The sequence below is a fragment of the Bacteroides sp. Phil13 genome, assembly GCF_001940965.1.
GTDB lineage: Bacteria > Bacteroidota > Bacteroidia > Bacteroidales > Bacteroidaceae > Bacteroides > Bacteroides intestinalis.
Map to the genome: position 1 here is coordinate 56,411 of NZ_MSHA01000050.1, position 25,936 is coordinate 82,346.

Annotated in this window: 16 protein-coding genes; 6 read left to right on the top strand and 10 right to left on the bottom strand. The window is 44.3% G+C overall.

What is annotated here, in order from left to right; translation table 11 throughout:
- Positions 1 to 235: 235 nt before the first annotated feature.
- The 5 genes from BWI44_RS09720 to BWI44_RS09740 all read right to left on the bottom strand — a co-directional run bounded on the left by BWI44_RS09720 (position 236) and on the right by BWI44_RS09740 (position 5,548).
- Complete coding sequence (locus tag BWI44_RS09720; protein ID WP_118216831.1) at positions 236 to 1,513, bottom strand: sialidase family protein; 1,278 nt, start codon at positions 1,511 to 1,513, stop codon at positions 236 to 238.
- A gap of 34 nt (positions 1,514 to 1,547) precedes the next feature.
- Positions 1,548 to 2,288 (bottom strand): HpcH/HpaI aldolase family protein, encoded by a 741-nt coding sequence (locus BWI44_RS09725; RefSeq protein WP_195208730.1) that lies wholly within the window; start codon positions 2,286 to 2,288, stop codon positions 1,548 to 1,550.
- A 39-nt stretch (positions 2,289 to 2,327) separates the two neighbouring features.
- The gene (locus tag BWI44_RS09730) at positions 2,328 to 3,422 is read right to left on the bottom strand and encodes a phosphotransferase family protein (protein ID WP_118216829.1); all 1,095 of its coding nucleotides are present in this window, start codon (positions 3,420 to 3,422) and stop codon (positions 2,328 to 2,330) included.
- A 1-nt stretch (position 3,423) separates the two neighbouring features.
- The gene (locus BWI44_RS09735) at positions 3,424 to 4,395 is read right to left on the bottom strand and encodes a bile acid:sodium symporter family protein (protein WP_118216828.1); all 972 of its coding nucleotides are present in this window, start codon (positions 4,393 to 4,395) and stop codon (positions 3,424 to 3,426) included.
- 124 nt (positions 4,396 to 4,519) lie between these two features.
- Positions 4,520 to 5,548, bottom strand: a complete 1,029-nt coding sequence (locus BWI44_RS09740; RefSeq protein WP_118216827.1) for a LacI family DNA-binding transcriptional regulator — start codon at positions 5,546 to 5,548, stop codon at positions 4,520 to 4,522.
- 294 nt (positions 5,549 to 5,842) lie between these two features.
- Between BWI44_RS09740 and BWI44_RS09745 the strand changes: the two genes are divergently transcribed.
- The 5 genes from BWI44_RS09745 (at position 5,843) to BWI44_RS09765 (ending at position 16,606) form a co-directional block, all read left to right on the top strand.
- Positions 5,843 to 8,881, top strand: coding sequence for a SusC/RagA family TonB-linked outer membrane protein (locus tag BWI44_RS09745; protein WP_195208729.1), 3,039 nt, complete (start codon positions 5,843 to 5,845; stop codon positions 8,879 to 8,881).
- Between the two features lie 81 nt (positions 8,882 to 8,962).
- Positions 8,963 to 10,483, top strand: coding sequence for a RagB/SusD family nutrient uptake outer membrane protein (locus tag BWI44_RS09750; protein ID WP_021968224.1), 1,521 nt, complete (start codon positions 8,963 to 8,965; stop codon positions 10,481 to 10,483).
- Positions 10,484 to 10,779: 296 nt separating this feature from the next.
- On the top strand, positions 10,780 to 13,107 hold the full coding sequence (gene bglX / locus BWI44_RS09755; protein ID WP_117707968.1) for a beta-glucosidase BglX: 2,328 nt from the start codon (positions 10,780 to 10,782) through the stop codon (positions 13,105 to 13,107).
- A 109-nt stretch (positions 13,108 to 13,216) separates the two neighbouring features.
- Positions 13,217 to 14,572 (top strand): glucoamylase family protein, encoded by a 1,356-nt coding sequence (locus BWI44_RS09760; RefSeq protein WP_286813129.1) that lies wholly within the window; start codon positions 13,217 to 13,219, stop codon positions 14,570 to 14,572.
- 150 nt (positions 14,573 to 14,722) lie between these two features.
- On the top strand, positions 14,723 to 16,606 hold the full coding sequence (locus tag BWI44_RS09765) for an outer membrane protein assembly factor BamB family protein (protein WP_195208727.1): 1,884 nt from the start codon (positions 14,723 to 14,725) through the stop codon (positions 16,604 to 16,606).
- Between the two features lie 117 nt (positions 16,607 to 16,723).
- Here BWI44_RS09765 and BWI44_RS09770 read toward each other — a convergent pair whose 3' ends face one another.
- The 5 genes from BWI44_RS09770 to prfB form a co-directional block, all read right to left on the bottom strand.
- Complete coding sequence (locus BWI44_RS09770; RefSeq protein ID WP_195208726.1) at positions 16,724 to 19,246, bottom strand: TonB-dependent receptor domain-containing protein; 2,523 nt, start codon at positions 19,244 to 19,246, stop codon at positions 16,724 to 16,726.
- Positions 19,247 to 19,431: 185 nt separating this feature from the next.
- Positions 19,432 to 20,724: an MgtC/SapB family protein gene (locus BWI44_RS09775; protein WP_118295316.1), complete on the bottom strand. Its 1,293-nt coding sequence runs from the start codon at positions 20,722 to 20,724 to the stop codon at positions 19,432 to 19,434.
- Positions 20,725 to 20,840: 116 nt separating this feature from the next.
- Positions 20,841 to 21,308, bottom strand: coding sequence for a CYTH domain-containing protein (locus BWI44_RS09780; RefSeq protein ID WP_007660675.1), 468 nt, complete (start codon positions 21,306 to 21,308; stop codon positions 20,841 to 20,843).
- A gap of 7 nt (positions 21,309 to 21,315) precedes the next feature.
- Positions 21,316 to 21,453, bottom strand: coding sequence for a hypothetical protein (locus BWI44_RS09785; RefSeq protein ID WP_007660676.1), 138 nt, complete (start codon positions 21,451 to 21,453; stop codon positions 21,316 to 21,318).
- Positions 21,454 to 21,652: 199 nt separating this feature from the next.
- Entirely contained in the window at positions 21,653 to 22,768 is a 1,116-nt protein-coding gene (prfB, locus tag BWI44_RS09790) for a peptide chain release factor 2 (RefSeq protein ID WP_195208725.1), read from the bottom strand.
- 102 nt (positions 22,769 to 22,870) lie between these two features.
- On the opposite strand from prfB, the gene BWI44_RS09795 reads away from it, so the two are divergent.
- Positions 22,871 to 25,789, top strand: coding sequence for a M16 family metallopeptidase (locus BWI44_RS09795; protein WP_195208724.1), 2,919 nt, complete (start codon positions 22,871 to 22,873; stop codon positions 25,787 to 25,789).
- Positions 25,790 to 25,936 lie beyond the last annotated feature (147 nt).

Consider the following 25,936-nt stretch of genomic DNA (forward strand, 5'->3'; position numbering starts at 1 on the left):
TTTGATAGATTAAAATTTGGTATACAATTTGTTTGCGAGACAAAGGATACGTTAATTAATTAAAAACATTCTACAAAGTCGTGATGCTGCAGTGCAGCACCATGACTTTTTTTCTTATCTATACATCTCTCATAGGCATACATGTATTATAATTCAACTTCATTAATAACTCCCATTTCGTTACTGAACCGAGAACTTTTCATAATATCAATTTATTCAGCAACTATCTGCACCTTTACTTTTTCATTTTATTTTTTTTGCGTGCAGCAATATTAGCAGCTGATTTCTTTACTCTGCCGGGCTTACTAATACGCATTCCCAAATCGCCACGTTCTGAAATTATTTTTCCTTCTAAAATATCCTCTTCTGTAAAACGTGCCATGAGTACATCGCCTTCACGAGTACGCTGATGGTCATACGAAATATAAATATATCCGTCTGGTGTCTGGAACCCTGTGGGATATGAAACTCCGGAACGTTCATCAAGCAGTAAATTACCCGACCAGGTTTTGCCATCATCTGTAGAAATAAAAGCACGAAGATGAGAACGAGACTTAAGTTGCTCATCAGGCATACCATGACGTACAAGCAAGAGATTGCCTGACTTAAGTCGTAAAATAAAATGGCGTGAATTGACATGCTCCTGATATTTTTCGGGCTCTGTCCAAGTGAATCCCTTATCAGTAGAATAACTTTGCCAGATACCTACGCCTGTACGTGCCGTCATCCACCAACTACCATCTTTTTTCTCTATTGTCAGATGTTCATCAAAACTGGGAGAGGGATATTTCACCATTCCACGGAATTCCCATGTTGTTCCCTGATCTGTTGATACCATAAGGTGAGCACCACGTTTAGCATCTAATTCCGGATGTGCACCCTTCAAAGGATTCTCCTTCCACCCCTTTTCTAACAATATGTCCATGCGACTACGAGGCCAGATACTTACAGGAAGTACCCACTCACCACTACTCATCACTGTCGGTTTTTGGAGTGTACAACCAATACCTAAATAAACAGGTTCTGACCATACAGGATTCTCAGAATCCGGATTTTCGCATAGCGTATACCAGTTACCGGAACGTCCGTCATAGTAAGTCATTGCCTGGTCGAAAAAGAGCCAAAGGCGTCCCAGCGGATCTGTCCATAATTGGCCTACAATAGTTCTGCGTTTAAGAGGCAGTGATTCATCATGAGGATCAATAACTACTTTTGTCTTTGTCCACTTTTTGCCCTCATCATCACTCCAAGCCAGCACAAAAAAAGCATTCGCATTATCTCCGCCACCAACCCAGCAAGCCCAGATACGTCCGCCCGGCGTACGTTCTATTCCTATAGTCATACCATAATCCAAATTCTTGGCATTATATTTTTTACCAGGATTGGTATTAACCAGCGGCGGTATCATAGCCAAACTGTCTGAAATGCGTATAAGCTCTTGGTTTTGCGCGACTACAGTATGAGTGGCACAAAATATGAAAAACATTGTGTACAAAATATTAAGTTTTTTCATGGCAATATAAATTTAAATATAAGTTACTTTCTTATCAGACTTTAATTCTTTTGTATCCTGAGCGTAATACAGCCAAATCAGCTCCTATAGCAAAAGCACTAAACCCCATCACACACAAATCAGAAATATCTTCTTCCGGAGAGACCAATATCCCTGCTTGTTTACCGGAGGATATAGCTGCTTTAACAGTTAAAGAAATGGCCTCCTGAAAAGGTATTCTTTCATCAGCACTCTTTCTGACTGATAAATCAAGACGCAAATCACGCGGACCAACAAAAAGCATATCCACTCCTTCTGTTGCCGCTATAGAATTAGCATTTTGTACGCCTTCGTAGTTTTCAATCTGAGCAATAAACAAAGGTGGTTCCCACTCTGTGATATTCCTGGGAGCATTTTCCCCGTATCCAAACGACCGGGAAGAACTCGAGAATCCTCTTTTCCCGAAAGGCGGATAACGCATTGCACCCACCACCCGGGCAGCTTCTTCAGATGAAGAAACATGCGGCATCATAATACCTGCAACTCCCCAGTCCAGCAGACGCGCAATAAGTCCACTACGGAATTCACTTACACGTACAATCACTTTTGTACCACTTGATTTTACAGCCATCAGATTAGGCAGAATGTCATGCTCCTGCATGAAGCCGTGTTCAAGGTCGAACAGCAACCAGTCAAACTGCATCATCGATATTACTTCGGTAACAATGGGGGAACCTAATGAAATCCACGTACCTGTACCAAGTATACGAGCCTTATTTTCTATATTCTGTTTCATACGTAAATTATTAATTTAATTCGCTATTACCTTATTTCTTCACAAGTCATCCATACTTTTCAGCTCTGTAAGCCCTTCATATGCGAGTTCTAATCTACTCAATGTAAAATTATGCAATCCCAGACCTCCTTCAGATCCCGAATTTATCAGAAAATAGTTACTATCTTTTTTAAAATATCCCGCCCCAACCCTTATCACAGCCTTAAACAGCATATTACGCATCAGATGTAGCCAAAAACGTGGTATGAAATTCTCCGGCAGAGGTTTTATTTCCTGATATCCTTCTATTAATGCATTCATCTCTTCCTTTGAGTGGAAACAAGCCATAAGTGAAATATCATCAGTAGGATCTCCTGAAATAGTATCGTCCCAATCAATCACAGCCTTTATGCAATCTTCCGTACCAAGCACATTCCATAAAGCCAGATCTTTGTGTACAAGACATCCACGTGAAATATCCAAGAATTTCAAATTAGCCACAACTGCTCCTAAAAAGCTATCAGCTTTCTCCTTTGTCAGAAAACTGTGCTGCACCAAGAAATCAAAATGCTTCTCTATATTCAGCATATAATAGTCACGATAAGTGGAATGCAGTCCTTCTAAACGTCCGTCGACACGCAAAATATCAGAATTGTATGGTCCAAAACCGTCCGTTGAAATACTTTGCCATCGGGCTATATAAGTACCTAGTTCACGCATCACAGTTCTCGTTTGCAGTTTATGAGATTTATAAATCCTATTCAAATCTGAGAATTCGACGTTTTCCATAATCTGCCAGGCAAAATCATATTTAATGCGAGATGAATCTACAGCGTATATGTTAGGGGTTGGAATTCCAATATCATGCACTCTATTTATAATGGTGGTTTCAACCTCCATATAGTCATCTTTCTCCGGTCCGTTCTCAACTCTCACGAAGTAGCTTTCATTATTCCTTGAAGCTAAAAACGTTAGATGGTTTCCTTGTCCTCCAGCTGAGGATAAAGAAAAATGTTCGCTTCCGAAATAATTGGTTAGTAACACCCCCAGTTCTTCCTGAACCTCTTTTGCATTCCCCTCATTACCTTCTTTGATTGCAAAAAAGGCCGAAGGACGATCACACTTCCAATAATAAATATTTTTTCTTGTTCCCATATCAATGTTTGGATGCTTCAAGTTCTTCAGGGTTCGATGTAAAACGCCAGATAGTAGCTAATATTCCTCCGATAGCAGTTTGCATGATCGAACAAAATACAGCAGGCACAGCTACAAGCGGCATAAAAGCAGGAAAACTATTACGAGCAAGTACCGCAGCCAAGCCTCCATTCTGCATGCCAGTTTCACATGCGATAGCCTTTGACATAGGTTTATCATACTTAAAGATTCGCCCAAAAGCATAGCCAAGGCCAAAGCCCAGCGAATGGAGTAATGATGCGGCAAGGGCTAATTGACCAGCATATTGAAACAAGAGTTCTTTTCCGTCAACCATAGCGGGAGCAATAATAGCACCGGATATGAAAACAATAGCCCATGTTGAAACAACAGGACCGGTTTGCCCCAACTTTTCTACAAACTTTGGAAATTTATACTTTATAAAGACCCCCAATGATACAGGAATCAATACTACCTGAACCACATTGAGAAACATCCCCCATGCATTTACATCAACATATTGTCCTGCCAGCAACTTGCAGAGCAGAGGAGTCATAAAAATGCCTAAGACAGTAGATACGGCTGTACTAATTATCGACAATGCAATGTTCGCACGGCCAATATAAGCAATCATGTTGGAAGCTGTACCTCCCGGACAACATGCTACCAATATAAGACCTACAGCAAATTCCGCAGGCAATCCCATCGCCATTGCAACAAGCCAGCCAGAAAGTGGCATGATAGTATACTGTGAAATAGCAGCTATTAGTACCACACGTGGTGTAGCAAATAAAGCTTTGAAATCCTCAACCCGAAGTGTAAGTCCCATACTGAGCATAACGACCGCCAATGCCAAGGTCATCCAACTCCCTTTAGTAAACCACATAAATGCACCTGGATATAAATATCCGACTATAAAAGCCAGAATAATCCAGATAGCATAAAGGTTAATAAACCATTCAATAATCTTTTTCATGTTTCTATTAGTTTTAAAATTAATATACGGTTAGCAATTTATGCAATCGATTGCATTGTGGCCTAGATTAAATTGCTAATGGTAATTCACGGTTAATCAAATACTTATGAGGTTTGAATTTTGATTACAGGTACTTACTTTTTAAAGATGACTCTCTTACTATAAGCTGTGGCTTATATACAATATCTTGATAAGGCATACCAGAGATAGCCTCCAACATTAATCTTGCGGAAGTTTTTCCAATACGATAACTAAATTGTTCAATAGAACTCAAAGGTGGATTCAATAAGACATCCCATGGCTCATTCACAAATCCTACAATGGCAATCTCCTGTGGGATTTTAATTCCCTTCTCAACAAAAACCTCCATTGCCGCTTTAGCTGCAAAGTCTCCCGAAAAGAGTATACCATCAGGCAACTGCTGGTTCTTTTGAGCCGACAATTTAATTGCATATTTCCGTCCTTCTTCTTCAGTGGTTAAAGCTGTATGAATATGTTTATTCGTAACTTCTAATCCATAATCACTCATAGCTTGCCTATATCCTCTATCCCGCTCACTCCATATCGAAACATTTTGTGGACCACGATAAAAGAAAATCCGTTTACAGCCTTGCTCTATAAGATGCTTCGTAGCCTCATAGGCCCCATTATAATCATCTTGCACAACACTACTTGTATTTGGAATAGCCATCTTACGATCGAACATAACCAAAGGAATTCCACTTTCGACCAGCGATACATAATGAGAATAATCAGTCGTTTCAGCAGCAACGGCAGCAATTATGCCTACAACTTTACCTTGACTCAAAGAAGCGATAATTTTCTTTTCACGCTCGAACAAATTACCGGAAGTAGCTATAATTAGGTTATAACCAGCTTTATATATCTCTGTTTCAACGCCAGCAATAGCCTGAACAAAATAATTACGATCAATGAGAGGCACAATCATTCCTATCGTCTTAATTTTACCGGTTTTCAAGGCCACTGCCATTTGGTTCGGTTTATAATTGAGCTCCTTTGCCAATTTATGAACAGCCTCACTTACTTCGCTGCTAATTCCCTTATGGTTATTCAGCGCACGCGAAACTGTTGAAGCCGAGATCTTCAATTCTTTAGCAATATCATAAATAGAGACTTTTTTCTTATCCATCATTATATTGTATCACTATATGAAAATACTATTGTGCACTGAAAGCTATTACTTCATTGCAATCGATTGCAATTATAGTGAAATTATAAATAAAACAAACACATTACCTTTATATTTAACATTTTTTTAACGAAAAGGCAATGTTGGCTAAATGAAACATAGGAAGAGAAGATAAATACCTTAAAGATCCTTCCTCCCCCAATTGTGTTAAAAACCCAAGATTTAAAAGCCCTCGAAATCTTTTTTTCATTTGCATTGTTCTGATGCAATATATCATTCACATAAAAATTTAATGCAATGAAGAGAAACCTGAACCCTCCTATGAAGAGAGCCCTAAGGCTTAAAAATCTATTCTTGACGGTATGTTTCCTGCTGATAGGTACTGCCGCATTTTCTCAGGAACGGACCATAACCGGTGTCGTTACCGACTCATTTAAAGAACCGTTGATTGGCGTATCCATTGTGGTACAAGGCACCAATACCGGTGTAGTGACCGGACTGGATGGTGATTATTCAATCCAAGTTCCGCCCAATGCTACCCTCGACTTCTCATACGTAGGTATGGAGAAGCAAAGCATTAAAGTAGGCAACCAGAGCGTCATCAATGTACAGATGAAAGAAGACTCGCAGATGCTTGCCGAAACAGTGGTCATCGGTTACGGTAGCGCCAAGAAGCGTGACCTGACAGGATCTATCACCAACATTAAAGGTGACGAAATTGCCAACAAACCTGTTGCCAACCCACTGTCTGCCCTGCAAGGTAAAGTGGCCGGTGTACAAATCATCAACTCCGGTAAGGCAGGTGCCGACCCGGAAATCCGCGTACGCGGTACAAACTCTATCAATGGTTACAAGCCCTTGTATGTAGTGGACGGACTGTTCAATGACAACATCAACTTCCTGAACCCACAGGATATCGAGTCTATGGAAATCCTGAAAGACCCTTCCTCACTTGCCATCTTCGGTGTGCGTGGTGCCAATGGTGTAATCATCATCACCACCAAGAAAGCGAAAGAAGGACAGACACGGGTAAACATCAACGGTTCGTTCGGCTTCAAAGCTATCACCAACAAGATTGCAATGGTAGATGCCGATGGCTTCAAACTGTTGTATAACGAACAGTTGAGAAATGAAGGCAATCCGGAATATAATTTCTCCGACTGGACAGGCAACACCAACTGGCAGGACGAAATCTTCCAGACCGGATTCATTACGAACAATAATATCAGCATTACGGGTGCTTCCGACAGGCATAGCTTCTACCTCAGCGCAGGTTATGCCTACGAGCAAGGAAACATCAAGCATGAGAAGTACAGCAAAATCACACTGAACATCAGCAATGATTATAAAGTAACAGACAACTTTAAAGTAGGTTTCCAATTCAACGGTGCACGTATGTTACCGGCCGATTCAAAGAGTGTTGCCACTGCCTTGCGTGCAGCTCCGGTGGCAGAGGTATATAATAAGGAATATGGTTTATATACCTCCCTTCCCGGATTCCAGAAAGCGCAAATGAATAACCCGATGGTGGACGTTGACTTGAAAGCGAACACTACAAAAGCGGAGAACTACCGTGGTTCGGGCAATATATACGGGCAATGGGACTTCCTGAAACATTTCCAGTTCAAAGCCATGTTCTCACTGGATTATGCATCGAACAGCACACGGACTTATACGCCGATTATTAAAGTGTATGATGCCAGTGCCGAAGGTGATATAGCTACACTGGGCACCGGCAAGACCGGAGTCACCCAGGCCAAAGAAACGGAAATGAAAGTGCAGAGCGACTATCTGTTGACCTACACCAATTCATGGGGTGATCACAGCCTGACAGCCACCGCCGGTTTCACAACCTATTACAATAAACTTGAAAACCTGAATGCCGGACGCACGCAAGGCGTAGGTCTGATCATTCCGGACAATCCCGACAAATGGTATGTAAGTATCGGCGATGCCGCCACTGCTACCAATGGTAGTACACAATGGGAACGTTCTACAGTATCTGTACTGGCACGTATTCTCTATAATTATAAAGGCAAGTACCTGTTCAACGGTTCCTACCGCCGCGACGGTTCTTCCGCTTTCTCTTATACAGGAAACCAATGGCAGAATTTCTATTCCGTAGGTCTGGGTTGGCTGATGAGCGAAGAGGAATGGATGAAAGGTATCGAATGGCTGGATATGTTGAAACTGAAAGGATCATGGGGTACGCTGGGTAACCAGAACCTGGATAGAGCCTATCCGGCGGAGCCTTTGCTGACCAATGCCTACTCCGCAGTATTCGGTACTCCGTCCGCCATTTATCCGGGCTATCAGCTTGCCTATCTGCCTAACCCGAACCTGCGTTGGGAAAAAGTAGAAGCATGGGAAGTAGGTGCCGAAGCCAACTTCTTCCGCAACCGCCTGCACTTTGAAGGTGTATATTACAAGAAGAAAACAAAAGACCTGCTGGCAGAAGTTCCCGGTATTTCAGGAACCGTGCCGGGCATCGGTAACCTGGGGTCTATCGAAAACCTGGGTGTGGAACTTGCACTGAGTTGGCGCGACCAGATCGGCGACTGGAATTATAACGTCGGAGCCAACCTGACTACCATTAAGAATAAGGTATTGAGCCTTGTACAAGATGGATACTCCATCATTGCCGGAGATAAGAGCCAAAGTTATACAATGGCAGGTTATCCTATCGGTTACTTCTATGGTTACAAAGTAGAAGGTGTTTACCAGACTCAGGAAGAGATTGATAATTCACCGAAGAATAAGCTTGCAACGGTCACTCCGGGTGACTTGAAGTTCAAGGATGTGAACGGTGACGGTGAAATCACCACAGCCGACCGTACCATGATCGGTAATCCGACACCGGATATTACTTATGGTATTACTCTCGGAGTAGGTTACAAAAACTGGGAGTTGGCAGTAGACATGATGGGACAAGGCGGCAATCAGATTTACCGTACCTGGGATAACTATAACTGGAGCCAGTTCAACTTCATGGCACAACGCATGGACCGTTGGCATGGAGAGGGTACCAGCAATACCCAGCCGTTGCTGAATACGAAACACAGCATCAACAATATGAATTCTGAATACTATATAGAAGACGGCTCGTTCTTCCGCATCCGCAACGTATCATTGGCTTACAACTTTGACAAGGCGTTGATTTCCAAGATCGGTATGCAGGCACTGAAACTCTATGTGAATATTCAGAATCTGAAAACGTGGAAACATAACACCGGATATACACCTGAACTGGGTGGCTCGGCCATTGCCTTCGGGGTGGATGACGGAAGTTATCCGATGCCGGCGATTTATACGTTCGGGTTTAATCTGACGTTCTAAAGGGGCGTAGCGCCCCGGCAAGATTTCCTTGCGGCGTACAAGAGTAACTCCATATTATAATAACCATAACAACTAAAGATTATGAAGATAAAGAAATATATCCTATCCCTGCTGATTGGCGCGACCGCCCTCTCATTCAGTTCCTGCAATGACTTTCTGGACCGCGACCCGTTAGGCCAGTTCACGGAAGACGACGCCCCCAACGCCCTTGTAGGCGGAAAAATATTCAACGTTTACTACCTGATGCGTTCGTATGACATCACCGCAGGTATCCCCGCTTTCATGGTACACATGGTTCGCAGCGAGGATTCAGAAAAGGGCAGTGATGCCGGCGACGGCGGTAACGAAGCTGCCATGTGGGATGATTTTGAGTACACAGCCTCCAACGGCCCGTTAGCCGCTTACTGGGGGCAGAACTACAAAATCATCTACCAATGTAATGAGATTCTGGACGACATCGCCAACAGCGACCATAAGGACGACACCGAATCCATCCGCAACCGTGGTGAAGCCCTCTTCTTCCGTGCTTACTGCTACTTCAACCTGGTACGTGCCTTTGGTGAAGTGCCTCTGGTGACCATCAAAGTAGTGGAAGCCTCCGATGCCAACGTCCCCAAAACCACTGCCGAGAAGATATACGAACAGATTGACAAAGACCTGACCGAAGCCGAAAAGTGCCTGCCCTTGAGATGGGACAGCGACTACACGGGACGGCTCACCTGGGGTGCCGCACGTTCCCTGCACGCACGCACCTACATGATGCGTAACGACTGGGAAAATATGTACACTGCTTCTACGGATGTCGTTAATTCCGGAATCTATAACCTGAATACTCCGGTAGATAAAGTCTTCACCGTAGAAGGTGAGAATTGCGGCGAAAGTATCTTCGAACTGCAATGCGAATCTACCGACGCTATGAAGGAAGACGGCAGCATCGGCAGCCAGTTCTGCCAGGTACAGGGTGTGCGCGGAGCAGGCAACTGGGACTTAGGATGGGGTTGGCACATGGCCACCACCCTGATGGGCAAAGCTTACGAACCGGGCGATCCGCGTAAGAATGCTACACTGCTTTACTTCCGCCACAGTGATGACGAGCCTATCACAGAGGAAAATACAAACACACCCTATGGTGAATCACCCGTATCCACGGCCATGGGCGCTTACTTCAACAAGAAAGCCTATACCGACCCGGCATTACGCCGCAAGTATACCCGTATGGGCTTTTGGGTAAATATCCGTCTGATCCGCTATCCGGACGTACTGCTGATGGCTGCTGAATCTGCCAACGAAAAAGGTTTAATGGGTGAAGCAAGCGGTTATCTGGAACAGGTACGTGCACATGCTCGCGGCACGCTGACCAATGTACTGCCCAAAGTGGAATCTCTGGATCAGAGTGTATTGCGTGAAGCTATCCGCCATGAACGCCGTGTAGAACTGGGATTAGAGCCCGACCGCTTCTATGACCTCGTACGTTGGGGCATCGCACAAGAAGTGCTTCAGGCTGCCGGAAAGAACTACCAACCTAAAAACGCACTGTTACCATTGCCGCAGACGGAGATAGATAAATCAAACGGTGTATTGGTACAAAATCCCGATTATTAATCAAATCGAACTCCGCAAGTATCGGCAAGCCATGCAACCGCAGAGTTTATCAGAAAAGCCTGCGGAGGCTAAGGCGTCAAGAGGCAAGATTCTATTCTTTCCACCATGGGGTTTCTTTCTTTCCACCATGGTGGAAAGAAAAAATCTCCACGGTGGAAAGAAAGAAACCCCATGGTGGAAAGAATAAGCAAATACTATCGCGCGGCTTAGCAATAGGGAAGAAAATCCTTAAATATCGCAGTCAGATTGCTTATGACAACCCATGCTCATTTTATTATCTTAAAATATAGAAATATATGAAAGCAATATTCAAAAGAACAAGCCTGTTGTTGATGGGCACCCTGATAGGCATATCAACCGTACAGGCACAAAAGTCCCCCCAAGACATGGACCGCTTCATCGATGCGCTGATGAAGAAAATGACTGTGGAAGAGAAAATCGGACAGTTGAACCTACCCGTCACAGGAGATATTACCACAGGACAGGCCAAGAGCAGTGATGTGGCGCAAAAGATTGAAAAAGGATTGGTAGGCGGACTCTTCAACCTGAAAGGGGTAGACCGCATTCTTGAAGTGCAAAAGCTGGCAGTAGAGAAATCACGTCTCGGTATTCCCCTTCTATTCGGTATGGACGTGATACACGGATACGAAACCATCTTCCCCATTCCATTAGGATTATCCTGTACCTGGGATATGGCCGCCATTGAGAAGTCTGCCCGTATTGCAGCCATCGAAGCAAGTGCCGACGGCATCTCCTGGACATTCAGTCCGATGGTAGACATCAGCCGTGATCCACGTTGGGGACGTGTCAGCGAAGGTTCGGGAGAAGACCCTTTCCTGGGTGGAGCTATCGCACAGGCAATGGTATACGGATACCAGGGTGCCAATCTGCAAGACCAGTTGCGCCGTAATGATGAAATCATGGCCTGCGTTAAACATTTCGCCCTGTATGGAGCCGGAGAGGCCGGACGCGATTATAACACAGTGGACATGAGCCGCAACCGGATGTTCAATGAATTTATGTATCCGTACGAAGCTGCCGTAGAGGCAGGTGTAGGTAGCGTAATGGCTTCATTCAATGAAATAGACGGGATACCGGCTACCGGGAACAAATGGCTATTGAGCGACTTGCTGCGTGGCCAATGGGGGTTTGAAGGGTTTGTGGTAACAGACTTTACAGGTATTGCGGAGATGATAGAACATGGTGTCGGCGACTTACAAACCGTCAGTGCACTTGCCCTGAATGCAGGTGTGGATATGGATATGGTAAGTGAAGGTTTTGTCGGCACGCTGATGAAATCCATTAAAGAAGGAAAAGTGAGAATGGGTACGCTAAATACGGCTTGCCGCCGGATATTGGAAGCTAAATACAAATTGGGACTGTTCGACAATCCTTATAAATATTGTGATGTGAACCGTCCGAAGCGGGACATCTTTACAAAAGAACATCGGGATGCCGCCCGTAAGATTGCCAGTGAAAGTTTTGTACTTTTAAAGAACGCTCCCTTAGCAGCACAGAAAAATGCCGCCCCCGTGCTTCCATTAAAGAAGCAAGGCACCGTTGCAGTAATCGGTCCTCTCGGCAATACGCGTAGCAATATGCCGGGCACTTGGAGTGTAGCTGCACGCCTCAACGATTATCCTTCTTTGTACGAAGGGCTGAAAGAGATGATGAAAGGCAAAGTTAACATCACCTACGCCAAGGGCAGCAACCTTATCGGTGATGCTGCTTACGAAGAACGTGCCACCATGTTCGGTCGCTCACTGAACCGCGACAACCGTACGGATCAGGAATTATTGGACGAAGCGCTGAAAGTGGCAGCCGGAGCCGATGTCATCGTAGCCGCACTGGGGGAATCTTCTGAAATGAGTGGTGAAAGTTCAAGCCGCACAGAACTCGGCTTACCCGATGTGCAGCATACTTTACTGGAAGCCTTACTAAAAACAGGCAAGCCTGTAGTACTTACTCTGTTTACCGGTCGCCCGTTGACACTGAACTGGGAACAGGAACATGTACCTGCTATCCTCAATGTATGGTTCGGAGGTAGCGAGGCAGCTTATGCCATTGGCGATGTATTGTTCGGTGATGTAAATCCAAGTGGAAAGCTGACGATGACGTTCCCGAAGAATGTAGGCCAGATACCTTTGTTCTACAATCATAAGAATACCGGTCGCCCGTTGGCAGAAGGTAAATGGTTCGAAAAGTTCCGCTCAAATTACCTGGATGTGGATAATGAACCATTGTATCCCTTCGGTTATGGATTATCATATACCAACTTCCAGTATAGTGACATTGCACTGAGCACGCCTACACTGGGAAAAGACGGTTCTGTTACCGCCGTAGTTACTGTAACCAATACGGGTAAATACGATGGTGCGGAAGTAGTACAACTCTATATCCGTGATCTTGTAGGAAGCATCACCCGTCCGGTGCGCGAGCTGAAGGGGTTCAATAAGATCTTCCTTCGTGCCGGAGAAAGTAAAACAGTATCATTCACCATCACGCGCGACCTGCTCCGGTTCTATGATTATGATATGAATTACGTAGCCGAACCCGGTGATTTCAATATTATGATCGGTGGAAACAGCCAGACGGTGAAGACGGCAAAATTAACACTTAAATAAAGTGATTAGGGTTTAGTGATAAGTGATTAATGCCATGCGGAATAATAGCGCAGCCCACTAATCACTTATCACTAAACCCTAATCACTAAACTTCCCCTCTATATTAATTATGAAACAACTAACAACCTACTTTCCCCTTCTCTTCCTGCTCCTTCTCGGAGCTTGTAAGAATTCGAACCCCGGCAACACTGCCCGACTTACGGACGATGCTTTGATGGACACTGTTCAACGGCGAACCTTCAATTACTTCTGGGAAGGCGCAGAGCCTAACAGTGGTCTTGCCCCCGAACGTATCCACATGGACGGCATCTATCCCGAGAAAGACCAGAACGTTGTCACTTCCGGTGGCAGTGGCTTCGGTATTATGACCATACTTTCAGGTATCGACCGCGGCTACGTCACCCGTGAAGAAGGTCTGGCACGTATGGAAAAGATTGTCTCTTTCCTCGAGAAAGCTGACCGTTTTCATGGAGCCTACCCACATTGGTGGTATGGAGATACCGGTAAAGTGAAACCTTTCGGACAAAAAGACAATGGTGGAGATCTTGTGGAAACAGCCTTCCTGATACAAGGATTACTGGCCGTACACCAATATTACATCAATGGTTCGCCGGAAGAGCAGGCACTTGCCAAACGCATCGATATCCTCTGGCGCGATGTCGATTGGAATTTCTATCGCCAGAGCGATCAGAATGTACTCTACTGGCATTGGAGCCCCGAATATGGCTGGGCAATGGATTTCCCTGTACATGGTTATAATGAATGTCTCATCATGTACCTGCTTGCTGCAGCCTCTCCTACGCATGGTGTTCCTGCCGCTGTCTATCATGACGGTTGGGCACAGAACGGTGCCATCGTCGATCCCCATAAAGTAGAAGGCATCGAACTTCATTTGCGCTATCAAGGTTGTGAAGCCGGACCTCTCTTTTGGGCACATTATTCTTTCCTCGGATTGGATCCGACAAACCTGAAAGATGAATATTGCGCCAGCTACTTCGACGAAATGCGCAACCTGACGCTTGTGAACCGTGCTTATTGCATCCGCAATCCGAAGCACTACAAAGGTTTCGGCCCGGACTGCTGGGGACTGACCGCTAGCTACTCCGTGGGCGGATATGCCGCCCACATGCCGAACGAACGGGACGACCAAGGAGTTATATCCCCTACTGCCGCCCTTTCATCCATTGTCTATACACCGGAGCAGTCGCTGGCTGTGATGCGGCACCTCTACGGAATGGGCGATAAGCTATTCGGGCCTTACGGTTTCTACGATGCCTTTAGCGAAACTGATAACTGGTATCCCAAGCGATATCTCGCCATTGACCAAGGCCCGATAGCCGTCATGATAGAGAACTATCGCACCGGATTGCTATGGAACCTCTTCATGAGCCATCCGGATATACAAAACGGATTGCAGAAACTGGGATTCTCAATAAATAGAAAAGCCGGAAGCAGTACACAATAGTAGTAAATGAGTAGTCCTTGAATTGTTAGAAATCAGGGATATGTATTGGTAGCGAATGTAACGTAATGATTTGTTTTTGCGGTAAAAGTAATGTTTTACCGCAGAAACTTTTTATCTTTGGGGGAACACTTACTAATACCCCCAAAAATCATGAAAAGATTTTTATTGGCTATCTGCGTGATAGCGTTGTCTGTCCTCTCCTACGGGCAAGGCATCAACCAACGAGCCTTCACTTTCGCCTGGCTCAGCGATGTACACCTCAATTCTTTCGCCTATGCCGAAGATGATCTGCGGCAATCCATTGAAGACATCAATGCTAATCCAGATGTTGACTTCACTATTCTCAGCGGCGATGTCACCGAATTCGGTGATACCAAAGAATTCTATCTACTGCAAGACATTCTGAAAGATTTCAGGAAGCCTTATTTCCTCATTCCCGGCAATCATGATGTAAACTGGAGTGAAAACGGATGCACGATGTTCGACAAGATTTTCCAGGCTTCCCATTTTTGTTATGACTGGCAGGGAGTTCGTTTCATCGGCTGTGGCGCCGGACCAAGCCTACGTATGGGACCGCCTCACATCCCCCGCGAAGAGATTCTGTGGCTCGACTCCATCGTCCGTGCTACTCCGGCAAAGCAACCCATTATCTTCATCAATCACTTTCCTCTCAATCAGGACCTGAGTAACTGGTACGAAGTTATCGACATTCTCAAAACACGCAATATCCAGGCAATACTCGGAGGACACCTACACGTGAACCATGCTTACGATGCCGAAGGAATTCCTGCCGTTATAGGTCGTTCTTCCTTAAGAAGGGAAGACCCCATAGGCGGATATAACCTGGTACACCTGCGTGGTGATACACTGGAGTTCAACGAACGGATCATCAAGACCGAAACCCGTCCGGCTTGGAACACTATCCAACTGCAATCTCCTGCCGAAAAGAAGGATACGGTTTACTATCGCCCGGACTTTTCTATCAATGCTACCTACCCTTCCATCCGTGAGGTTTGGAAACTCAAAGATGTGACGGACGTGGCCTCACAAGCCGACATCGATGGTAACCTATACGTTTATACTAATACTGCCGGTGTGGTTCATGCCCTTAATACCACCAACGGAGAAACCTTGTGGACCTACACTACGGGAAACAAAATCTTCTCCGCCCCTTTCATTACCCCGAAACTCGTCATCGTTTCTTCGTGCGACGGTTTCGTCTATGCGCTGGACAAGAAGCGGGGAACCGTACGTTGGAAATACAATACCAACTATCCTATTGTGGCTTGTCCGGTGGTTGCCAACGAAACCATTTACATCGGTAGCAGCAACGGCAAGTTCTACTCACTGAAACTGGCCGACGGCACATTGAACTGGGTTTGCGAAGGTTTGCAGGGATACATAGAATCGCGCCCTGCCGTAAACAAAGAACATGTATATATAGGAACCTGGGGAGCCATGTTCTATGCCATCGACCGAAAGACGGGAAAAAAGGTATGGGAGTTCGACACCAAGCGGGGCAGATATTTTTCACCGGGCGCCTGCTGGCCGATAGTGCTACCTTATACCGATCAAAGCAAGAAGGCCGAACAAGTCATTGTCCTCAGTTCAGATTATTTCATACGTGCCTTCCAGCCCGATAATGGAGAAATTCTTTGGGCTTCCGACAAAGCAAAAGGGCGGGAGTCCCTCGGATTCTCACCGGACGGAAAAACAATGTATGTGAAAGGAATTAAGGATAACATAACTGCCGTAGATATCTCTCACGGGAAGTACACCACACTTTGGAGTACTTCGATGCCATACAAGGGTAATTTCATTCCCACCCGAATGGAAACGACCAGACAATTAGTCTTTATTCCTACCGAATTTGGCGTGCTCCATGCTGTGAAGACAGATGGAAGCGGCATTGCGTGGTCTCATAAAATTTCTCATTCGGCAATCACTTCTCTGATTAATGCAGGGAAAGGAAGGGTAATTGTGATGACGATGGATGGAACAATTATGTGTCTGGAATATCCACTTATCAGATAACTGATAAAAAGAAGAGGTTGCCATAAAGAATGCCCCTCAAAAGTTAAACAAAAAACTTTTGGGGGGCACTTCAATTAAGCTCCCTTTTTTTAATCTGTTTAATATGTCAGTAATGGATTATTCTCCACCGCCACCGCCTTCGCCGCCGCCACTTTTCACATCATCATTACTGATGGTGCGTGCAGCTTTCTTCACGCTGGCCTTCAATTCACCGATACGATAGCTAACGCTTACACCAAAGCGCTGACGAGTATACCGATTCCAGCTATCCTGGGTAAATCCTACACCTTCTATACTTGAAGTAGGACTTGTGTATTTCTTAAAGAAGTTGCTGGCAAATGCTGACAATGTCAAACGCTTATTCAGGAATGACTTATTCACACTCAATCCATAGTCAAAGAAGCTGCTACCCTTTCCTTGCAGCATAATCCAAGGTGTCTGACCATAGATATTCAAACTGATACGCCAATCATGAGGCAAAGATTGCTGCGCACCACCATAGGCAAACAGATTCCAACCGTCATTCTTCAATCCATTGGCACCTTCCATATAAGTATAGTTTCCATAAAAGTTAGCATAGATACGAGTATTAGAAGTAGCATTCCAATTTACATACCCACTCAGACTGGCATTTCTGCTCTTACCGATGTTCTGGTAAGTAGAATAAAGTACCTCTTTACCAGTAGGATTCTGCAAACCTGGAATATCCGTATCCTTCACTTGTTCTGTTACTCGCTCAATGCTATTATTAGTAAAGCTGTAACGTGCTGAAAGATTGATGTTGAACTTCTGAGTAAAGTTACTGTAACTCAGATTGAATGAATGACTCTTTTCACTGTCGAGGTGAGAATTACCCTGACTGATATTAGTAGGATTGCTATCATTCAGATAAGGATTCAGATACCAGATACCCGGACGGTAAATACGCATATTATAGCCGAAACGCAGGTTAGACATATCCGTCAACTTATAGCCGATACTTGCAGAAGGTACCACATCGTCAAAGTTCTTATTGAAGTCATCACCTCTGCCCAACAAGTATTTCACTTCCTGCTTGGTATGTTCATAGCGCACACCCAGTCTTCCGGAGATCTTCTTCACCCTCAGCCCATAACCCATATATGCAGCCAGAATGTCGTTCTGATGTTTATAATGCGAGCTATGCTCTTCATCCAGTACATAGTCTCCCGTAGTTCCTATTTGACGTTCATAACGGTCGTCTTCCGAAGAATTGTCACGGAGAATATATTTAGCTCCGGCTTCCAGTGTATGTATCTTGCCGATAGGCGTTGTATAGTCAGCCTGAAAAGTATGCTCCGTAGTATTCTGAGAACCATCGTTATTCAGGTCATACAAACGCTTCAAGAAGTCTTCCCAATCAGTAGCGGCATGCATATCATTATAAGTGGAGTATGAATCCGAGGTCTGCGGGCTGGTATTGATCTTATAAGATAAGGTAAACATACGGTCTTTCACATGGAACATACGTTGATAGTCAACGCCACCGTCGATAGAATACCATGAGCTCTTACTTCTGCCGTCTGACACATAGCGATATAACTCATTACTTGTGCCGGGTGCAGTAGCCAAAGTATTGTTGATGCTGGTACTATTGTTTCCACCGCCCCAGAGTCCGAATGACATAGAAACCAGACGCAAGGTATCAATTTCATAACTGGCTTCCATGCTACCTGACTGGAAATTACCATGTCCCTTGCTGCTGCCGTCGTAGTCCAGGTCTGAAGAGCCTTCAGTAATATCACCTACCGTACGGCGATTTCCACCGGAATAACTACGTGGGCGGTCATTATAATTATAATTGTAGCGTGCACTCACCGTCAGTTTACCACTCTTCACAGTACCGAACAAACCGCCTCCGGCTCCCATGTTACTAACATTTCCGCTAAATGTAGCTGTATAACCTTCCAATCCGCTACCTACAGTAACGATATTCAGGATACCACCCACACCTTCAGCATCATACTTAGGGCCAGGGTTCGTAATTACCTCAATATGCTTAATAGAATTGGCAGGCATACTTTTCAGTACTTCTGTCGGATTGTTACTCATCATATTGTTAGGTTTACCATTCACATATACCTTAAAGCTACTGCTACCGTTCACCTTGATGTTGTCTTCACCGTCTACCGTGACCAAGGGTACTTTACGAAGCATTTCCAATACAGAATTGGATTTTGAGTCAGGGTCATCCTGCACATTATATTCTATTTTATCGATATCAGCTTTCACCAGCGGTTTTTGGGCTACCACTTCTACTTGTCCCAATTCATTGGAAGCATCCGTAATGTACAGTGTTCCGAAATCAACAAGTTTTTCTCCGGCTTTCACTGTGAAATCTTTCACAATCGTATTTCTACCAATGGAAGAAATCGTCATCACGAAATTACCCGTTCCGGGCACTTTTTCCTGGAACTTACCTTTCATATCCGTAACCAGCATTTTCAGGGCCTTGGCAGGTGCTTCCTTTTTTACGATTTTAATTGTGGCATAAGGTTCTCCTTCCTGTGTCAGCGAATCAAGCAAGACTCCCTTAATCTGGAACAGAGGTGCCGCATTCTGTGCCGCTACCAATGAGGATACCACCAGCATAATGAGCAGCAAAGAGCATTTAATTTTCATTTCTGTTTTTGTTTGTTTGATGAATATTTAGTTGACTGTTTTTGTATTAGACGTATAATGTAGTCATTTTGTCACATGGATGCAGCAAAAATAGGCTCTTTTTCTTTATCTACGAGAATTTCGGAGTTAAAAAAGCACAAAGAAAAGGGGATAATAGAGAATATTTGTAAGTATCCTAATAAAATCTATAGCAAATAGAAGAAAAGAAGCAAACAGACATTGATTGCAATCACACCACCAAACCCACGCAATACCCACCGGCGCAACGGGCTCTTCCCACCTGCAAAAAACAACGCATAGCACATATTTACGGCAATATTGCTCACAATAGCCTGCATACAGCAAGCCGTCACCACCATAACAGCAACTCCCGAACCTTGCAATAAATTCAAAATAAACGGAGTAATATCACTCAGCCCGGCAATAAACGACAGCACATTCAATCCACCAGTACCCGTATAAAGTAAAGTGTAATGCGTCACAATAGTGAATATCACAAACAGAACGGCAAAAATAAGTGCAACCTTAAATTCCAACGGGTTGCTGCTATCTTCTTCTTCAGCCTCTTCATCTGTTGCCGGAACTTGTTTACGCTTCCGATGCAGATACCAAGCTACTCCGGCTGTCACTAAAGACATAATAAGCAAATATGGATAGATAGCCGCAAGAATTTCCTTACTGAATATACCTATTAATATAAGGAAACGGAGAAACATCATACTTACAGCCAACAACATGGCTGCTGCATATTCCGGCGCTTCCTGCGCAGGCGCCTTACGGCTCTTGCGTGCCAGCACGGAAATGGTTGCCGTGCTACTATATAAACCACCGATGATACCGGATACCAAAATACCGGATTCATGGAAAACATACCGCCTCAGCAAGTAAGACAAATAAGAGATGCCGGATACCACCACCGTAGCCAGCCAGACGGTATAAGGAGTGAGATTTATATCCGGTATCAGATTTTCGTTGGGCAGCATGGGTAAGATAATACCACTGATGGCAAGGAACTTGGCTAAAGTGATCATTTCGTCATTCTTCATACGCTGCGCAAGTTCCGTAAAGGTATGCTTCAATTCTGTAAAAAGCAATACCGTCACCACCACCATCACATAAAACCAAGAAGGTTGCGTGTCCACAATGGGAGCAATACAATAAGTGATCAGTGCAATAATAATGGTAGTAACTCCGAATACATGGAATTGAGATTGCTTGACGTAATAATTCAGCCCGAGCAGCAGACCTAATATCGCTCCCCCACCCATAAACAAGCGATATTCCACCGGATCGAGAATATAAAGCAAATAACCCAGAATACCTATAAAAGTGAACGTACGGTCCGTACCGAACAAGGTCGTTTCACCTTCACGCTTCAAACTGATTTTCCGCTGTGAAAGACCTATCAATAAAGAGAATAAGGTTACCAGTACAAAAGTTACCAATTCTCTCGGCAGATATTCATAAAGTTTCTCCATTTCCTGCTCTAAATATATCTAATTAGCAGCCGGTTGCAAAGAGTTAACTTCCTGTTGACAAGAACTTAACTTCTTGCGGACAAGGTATTAACTTCCTGTCGACAGGCTGTTACACTTCACCAGGTCGTATAGGGACACTTCCTCAATTGTGAGTTATAGTAACGAATATCACCCGTCACCTCCTCACCTATGAAGTCCGGTTTCTCGAAAGCCTCGTCTTCCGAAGCCAATTCTACTTCAGCAACTACCAGTCCTTCGTTCTCACCGTAGAACTCATCCACCTCAAACGTATGCCGCCCGCTCCGTACCAGATAACGGGTCTTATCTATAACTCCCGGTTCACAGAGCTTCATCAGCTCCTCCGCTTCATTCAGTGGAATTTCTTTTTCCCACTCATAACGGCTGAGGCCTGAGGCATCGGAAGCACCTTTTATCGTAAGGTATCCCTTTCCGCTACGGATACGTACCCGTACGGTTCGGCCCCTTGCGCTACTGATATAACCTTGCACAATACGGCTTTGTTCATACGCCCTCGATTTATAATCCCCCGTCACGAGGAATTTCCGTTCTATTTCTTGTGACATCTATTTCTTATTTCCCCAAGAAAGAGTATCCTATCAGCATTACCAGCACCAATATCAATGCAGATACACCAATAATCAACAACACTTTCTTAGCTTGTTCTTCTTCTTTACGGCTATGCATAACCTTTTTCTTATTCTTTCCCATAATGTGCTTTTAGTATTAAAGTTCAACTGATAACAAAGTAACATGAAATTCGGGAAGTTTCCAAAATAAAAGAGAAAATTTATTCATATCAACTTAATATCTTCTCCCTACCTATCAAATATGATTCACTTAAAAAAAGAATGGGTATCACCTTTCCTTCATCAGGTGATACCCATTTACTGTATAGCAGAGTTTTGATTTATTCTCCTTGTCCTGCAAACTCCATCAGATACGCCTTGATGAAACCGTCTATCTTGCCATCCATCACTCCATTGACATCCGAAGTCTGGAAGTTAGTACGGTGGTCTTTTACACGACGGTCGTCGAATACGTAGCTTCGTATCTGAGAGCCCCATTCGATTTTCTTCTTACCGGCTTCCACCTTAGCCTGTTCAGCCATGCGGTGCTGAAGTTCTTTATCATACAGGATAGAACGCAGCTGACGCATTGCATTTTCACGGTTCTTGGGCTGGTCGCGGGTTTCCGTATTTTCAATCAGGATTTCTTCTTCCTCGCCCGTATACGGGTCTTTGAATTGATAGCGCAGACGAACACCAGACTCCACCTTGTTCACATTCTGACCGCCGGCACCACTGGAACGGAAAGTATCCCAAGAAATATTGGCAACATTAATGTTCACCTCGATAGTATCATCTACCAGCGGAGTGACAAAGACCGAAGCGAAAGAGGTCATACGCTTACCTTGCGCATTGTAAGGAGATACACGTACCAGACGATGCACACCGTTTTCTCCTTTCAGGTATCCATAAGCATAATCACCCGAAATTTCGATGGTACAAGTTTTGATACCTGCTTCATCACCTTCCTGCAAGTTGGAGATCACAGCTTTATAACCATTGGTTTCAGCATAGCGCAAATACATACGCATCAGCATGCTTGCCCAGTCCTGGCTTTCCGTACCACCTGCACCGGAGTTAATTTTCAACACACAGTCCATCTGGTCGGCCTCTTCTCGAAGCATATTTTTCAATTCAAGCTCATCGATAGCAGTGGAAGCCTTAGCATAAGCTTCGTCTACCTCTTCCTCCGTAACAAGTTCGTCTTTGTAGAAGTCAAAAGCCAGCTGCAACTCTTCCGACAATGTCTTTATTTCATTATAACCGGCTATCCATTGTTGCAAACCTTTCACCTTTTTCATCTGCGCTTCGGCAGCCTTCTGGTCATCCCAAAAACCGGGAGCCTGGGTACGCAACTGTTCTTCTTCTACTTGGATTTTCTTTCCTTCTATATCCAAATAGCGATAGAGGGCTTCGGTGCGCTCCTTTACGTCTTTCAGTTGTTCTATGGTAATCATAATCTATGAAAATAAACCTTCAAGTTAAAATATTTACTTTTTGCGTGCAAAGGTATGAAAAAAACGCATATTTTTGCAGTTATCAATCTAATAAGTCAGCTTATGAACAAACTATTCCGACAAATTGGTTTAATGCTTATCCTACTGGTAGCGATAAGTTTAGGAAGTTGTACTTCAAAGTACAGTTATGAAACAGTTCCCAACGATCCGCTGAAAGCGCGCATCTACACTCTGGACAATGGTCTGAAAGTTTACATGACCGTTAACAAGGAAACACCGCGCATACAGACGTACATTGCCGTACGTGTAGGTGGAAAGAACGACCCTGCAGAAACAACCGGGTTAGCTCACTACTTTGAGCACCTGATGTTCAAAGGTACCACAAACTTCGGCACCCAAAACTACGAGATTGAAAAGCCTTTGCTCGACCAGATCGAAGCACAGTTTGAAATCTATCGTAAGACTACCGATAGTCTTGAGCGTAAAGCTATTTATGCAAAAATAGACAGTATCTCTTACGAAGCTTCCAAGTATGCCATTCCTAACGAATACGACAAGCTGATGGCTGCCATCGGTGCCAACGGAACGAATGCCTATACCAGCTTCGACGTAACTTGCTATACAGAAGATATCCCCAGCAACCAGATTGACAACTGGGCCAAAATCCAGGCAGAACGTTTTGAAAATTGCGTAATCCGTGGTTTCCATACTGAGCTGGAAACGGTTTATGAGGAAAAGAACATGTCACTGACCCGCGACCCGCGTAAGGTATACGAGGCTGTACTTTCTTCTCTCTTCCCACACCATCCTTACGGCACACAGACCGTACTTGGTACACAAGAAGACCTGAAGAATCCTTCTATCACCAATATCAAGGAATATTATAAGAAATGGTATGTGCCCAACAACATGGCTATCTGTCTTTCAGGTGATTTCGATCCCGATCAGATGATTGCAACCATTGATAAGTATTTCGGTGGTTTGAAACCGAATCCTGATCTGCCGAAACTGGATTTACCGAAGGAAACTCCAATAACAGCACCTGTTGTACGTGAAATTCTGGGTCCGGATGCTGAAAGCGTTGCCTTGGCATGGCGTTTTCCCGGAGCAGCAGACAAAGACGTAGAGACTTTGCAAGTGGTTTCCCAAATACTTTATAACGGACAGGCCGGTTTGATAGACTTGGATCTGACACAACAGCAAAAGACTCTGAGCGCTTATTGTTATCCGATGACTATGAGCGACTACAGTGCATTCATGATGCAGGGACGCCCCAAACAAGGACAGACATTGGACGAAGTCAAAGACCTCTTATTGGGCGAATTGAAGAAACTCCGCGAGGGTGACTTTGACGAAAAAATGCTGGAAGCCAACATCAACAACTTCAAGCTGTATCAGATGCAACAGTTGGAAAACAATGACGCACGTGCAGATATGTTCGTTGAATCATTCGTAAACGGTAGCGACTGGGCAGATGAAGTGACTGCTCTCGACCGCATGTCTAAACTGACAAAAGATGACATCGTAGCTTTTGCCAACAAATACTTGAAAGATGATAACTATGCCGTTATCTACAAGAAGCAAGGCAAAGACCCGAATGAAAAGAAGATGTCGAAACCTGAAATCACTCCTATCGTAATGAACCGCGATACAGTCAGCACCTTCCTGAAAGAAATTCAGGCAAGTGTAGTGACTCCTATTGAACCGGTATTCCTGGATTATTCCAAAGACCTCACTCAGTTGAAGGCCAAATCGGATATTCCTGTACTCTACAAACAAAATACAACGAATGACATCTTCCAGTTGATTTATCTTTTTGATATGGGTAACAACAATGACAAGGCATTGGGTACTGCTGCTCAATATCTGGAATACCTCGGTACAGCCGACATGACTCCGGAAGAAGTAAAAAGCGAATTCTACCGCCTTGCTTGTTCATTCTTCGTATCTCCGGGTGCAAAACGTACTTATGTAGTGCTCTCCGGCCTCAGCGAGAACATGCCTGCTGCGATGGCTCTCTTCGAAAAACTGATGGCAAATGCCAAAGTTAATCCGGAAGCTTACACCAATATGGCTAATGATATCCTGAAATCACGCAAGGATGCCAAGCTGAATCAGATGCAAAACTTCTCACGCCTAGTGACTTATGCCACTTATGGTCCGAAGTCTCCGTCAACCAACATATTGACCGAAGCTGAACTGACTTCTATGGATCCACAAGAACTTGTAGACCGTATCAAGCAGTTGAACAGCTTCAAACATCGTATTCTTTATTATGGCCCCAATAATCAGGATGAATTACTTGCCATCATCAATAAAGAACATCAGGCTCCGGAAACATTGAACGAAATTCCGGAAGGAAATAACTTCGAACCGTTGCTCACACCGGAAACGAAGATTTTCATTGCTCCGTATGAAGCTAAGCAAATTTACATGTCACAAGTCTCCAATAAGGGAGAGAAATTTGATCCTGCTGCAGAATCAGGCCGCCAATTGTATAACGAATACTTTGGTGGCGGTATGAACTCTATCGTATTCCAGGAAATGCGCGAAAGCCGCGGTCTCGCTTACTCGGCATGGGCCGGTATGCTGAAACCGTCTTACCTGACTGATCCTTACACTCTCCGTACGCAGATTGCTACGCAGAACGATAAGATGATAGATGCAATCAATACATTCAATGATATCATCAACAACATGCCTGAATCAGAAGCTGCTTTCAAACTTGCTAAGGATGGTATGATTGCCCGCATGCGTACTGACCGTACTATCAAGATGGATGTCATCTGGGATTATATCAGTGCTCAATATTTGGGACAGAATGTAGATAGCCGCATCAAACTGTACAATGATGTACAGAATATGACGTTGCAGGATGTTATCGACTACCAGAACAAGTGGATCAAGGGACGTACATATACTTATTGTATTCTTGGTGACAAGAAAGAATTGGATATGGAAAGCCTGAAGAAGGTAGGTCCGGTGATTGAACTGAAACAGGAAGATATCTTCGGATACTAAAATTCTCGGTAAATAAAAGCGCAAAAGGGCTGTGCGGTAACGTACAGTCCTTTTTGTTTGCTTTTCTCCTTAATTCCGATCTATAAATACTCCTTATTACACAAAAATTCCCCCTTCACCGTTGTATGATTCCGTACTTTTGTCCAC

Coding starts and splice junctions, on each gene's coding strand:
- BWI44_RS09720 (WP_118216831.1), bottom strand. CDS start 1,513: ATGAAAAAACTTAATATTTTGTACACAATGTTTTTCATATTTTGTGCC.
- BWI44_RS09725 (WP_195208730.1), bottom strand. CDS start 2,288: ATGAAACAGAATATAGAAAATAAGGCTCGTATACTTGGTACAGGTACG.
- BWI44_RS09730 (WP_118216829.1), bottom strand. CDS start 3,422: ATGGGAACAAGAAAAAATATTTATTATTGGAAGTGTGATCGTCCTTCG.
- BWI44_RS09735 (WP_118216828.1), bottom strand. CDS start 4,395: ATGAAAAAGATTATTGAATGGTTTATTAACCTTTATGCTATCTGGATT.
- BWI44_RS09740 (WP_118216827.1), bottom strand. CDS start 5,548: ATGATGGATAAGAAAAAAGTCTCTATTTATGATATTGCTAAAGAATTG.
- BWI44_RS09745 (WP_195208729.1), top strand. CDS start 5,843: ATGAAGAGAAACCTGAACCCTCCTATGAAGAGAGCCCTAAGGCTTAAA.
- BWI44_RS09750 (WP_021968224.1), top strand. CDS start 8,963: ATGAAGATAAAGAAATATATCCTATCCCTGCTGATTGGCGCGACCGCC.
- bglX (WP_117707968.1), top strand. CDS start 10,780: ATGAAAGCAATATTCAAAAGAACAAGCCTGTTGTTGATGGGCACCCTG.
- BWI44_RS09760 (WP_286813129.1), top strand. CDS start 13,217: ATGAAACAACTAACAACCTACTTTCCCCTTCTCTTCCTGCTCCTTCTC.
- BWI44_RS09765 (WP_195208727.1), top strand. CDS start 14,723: ATGAAAAGATTTTTATTGGCTATCTGCGTGATAGCGTTGTCTGTCCTC.
- BWI44_RS09770 (WP_195208726.1), bottom strand. CDS start 19,246: ATGAAAATTAAATGCTCTTTGCTGCTCATTATGCTGGTGGTATCCTCA.
- BWI44_RS09775 (WP_118295316.1), bottom strand. CDS start 20,724: ATGGAGAAACTTTATGAATATCTGCCGAGAGAATTGGTAACTTTTGTA.
- BWI44_RS09780 (WP_007660675.1), bottom strand. CDS start 21,308: ATGTCACAAGAAATAGAACGGAAATTCCTCGTGACGGGGGATTATAAA.
- BWI44_RS09785 (WP_007660676.1), bottom strand. CDS start 21,453: ATGGGAAAGAATAAGAAAAAGGTTATGCATAGCCGTAAAGAAGAAGAA.
- prfB (WP_195208725.1), bottom strand. CDS start 22,768: ATGATTACCATAGAACAACTGAAAGACGTAAAGGAGCGCACCGAAGCC.
- BWI44_RS09795 (WP_195208724.1), top strand. CDS start 22,871: ATGAACAAACTATTCCGACAAATTGGTTTAATGCTTATCCTACTGGTA.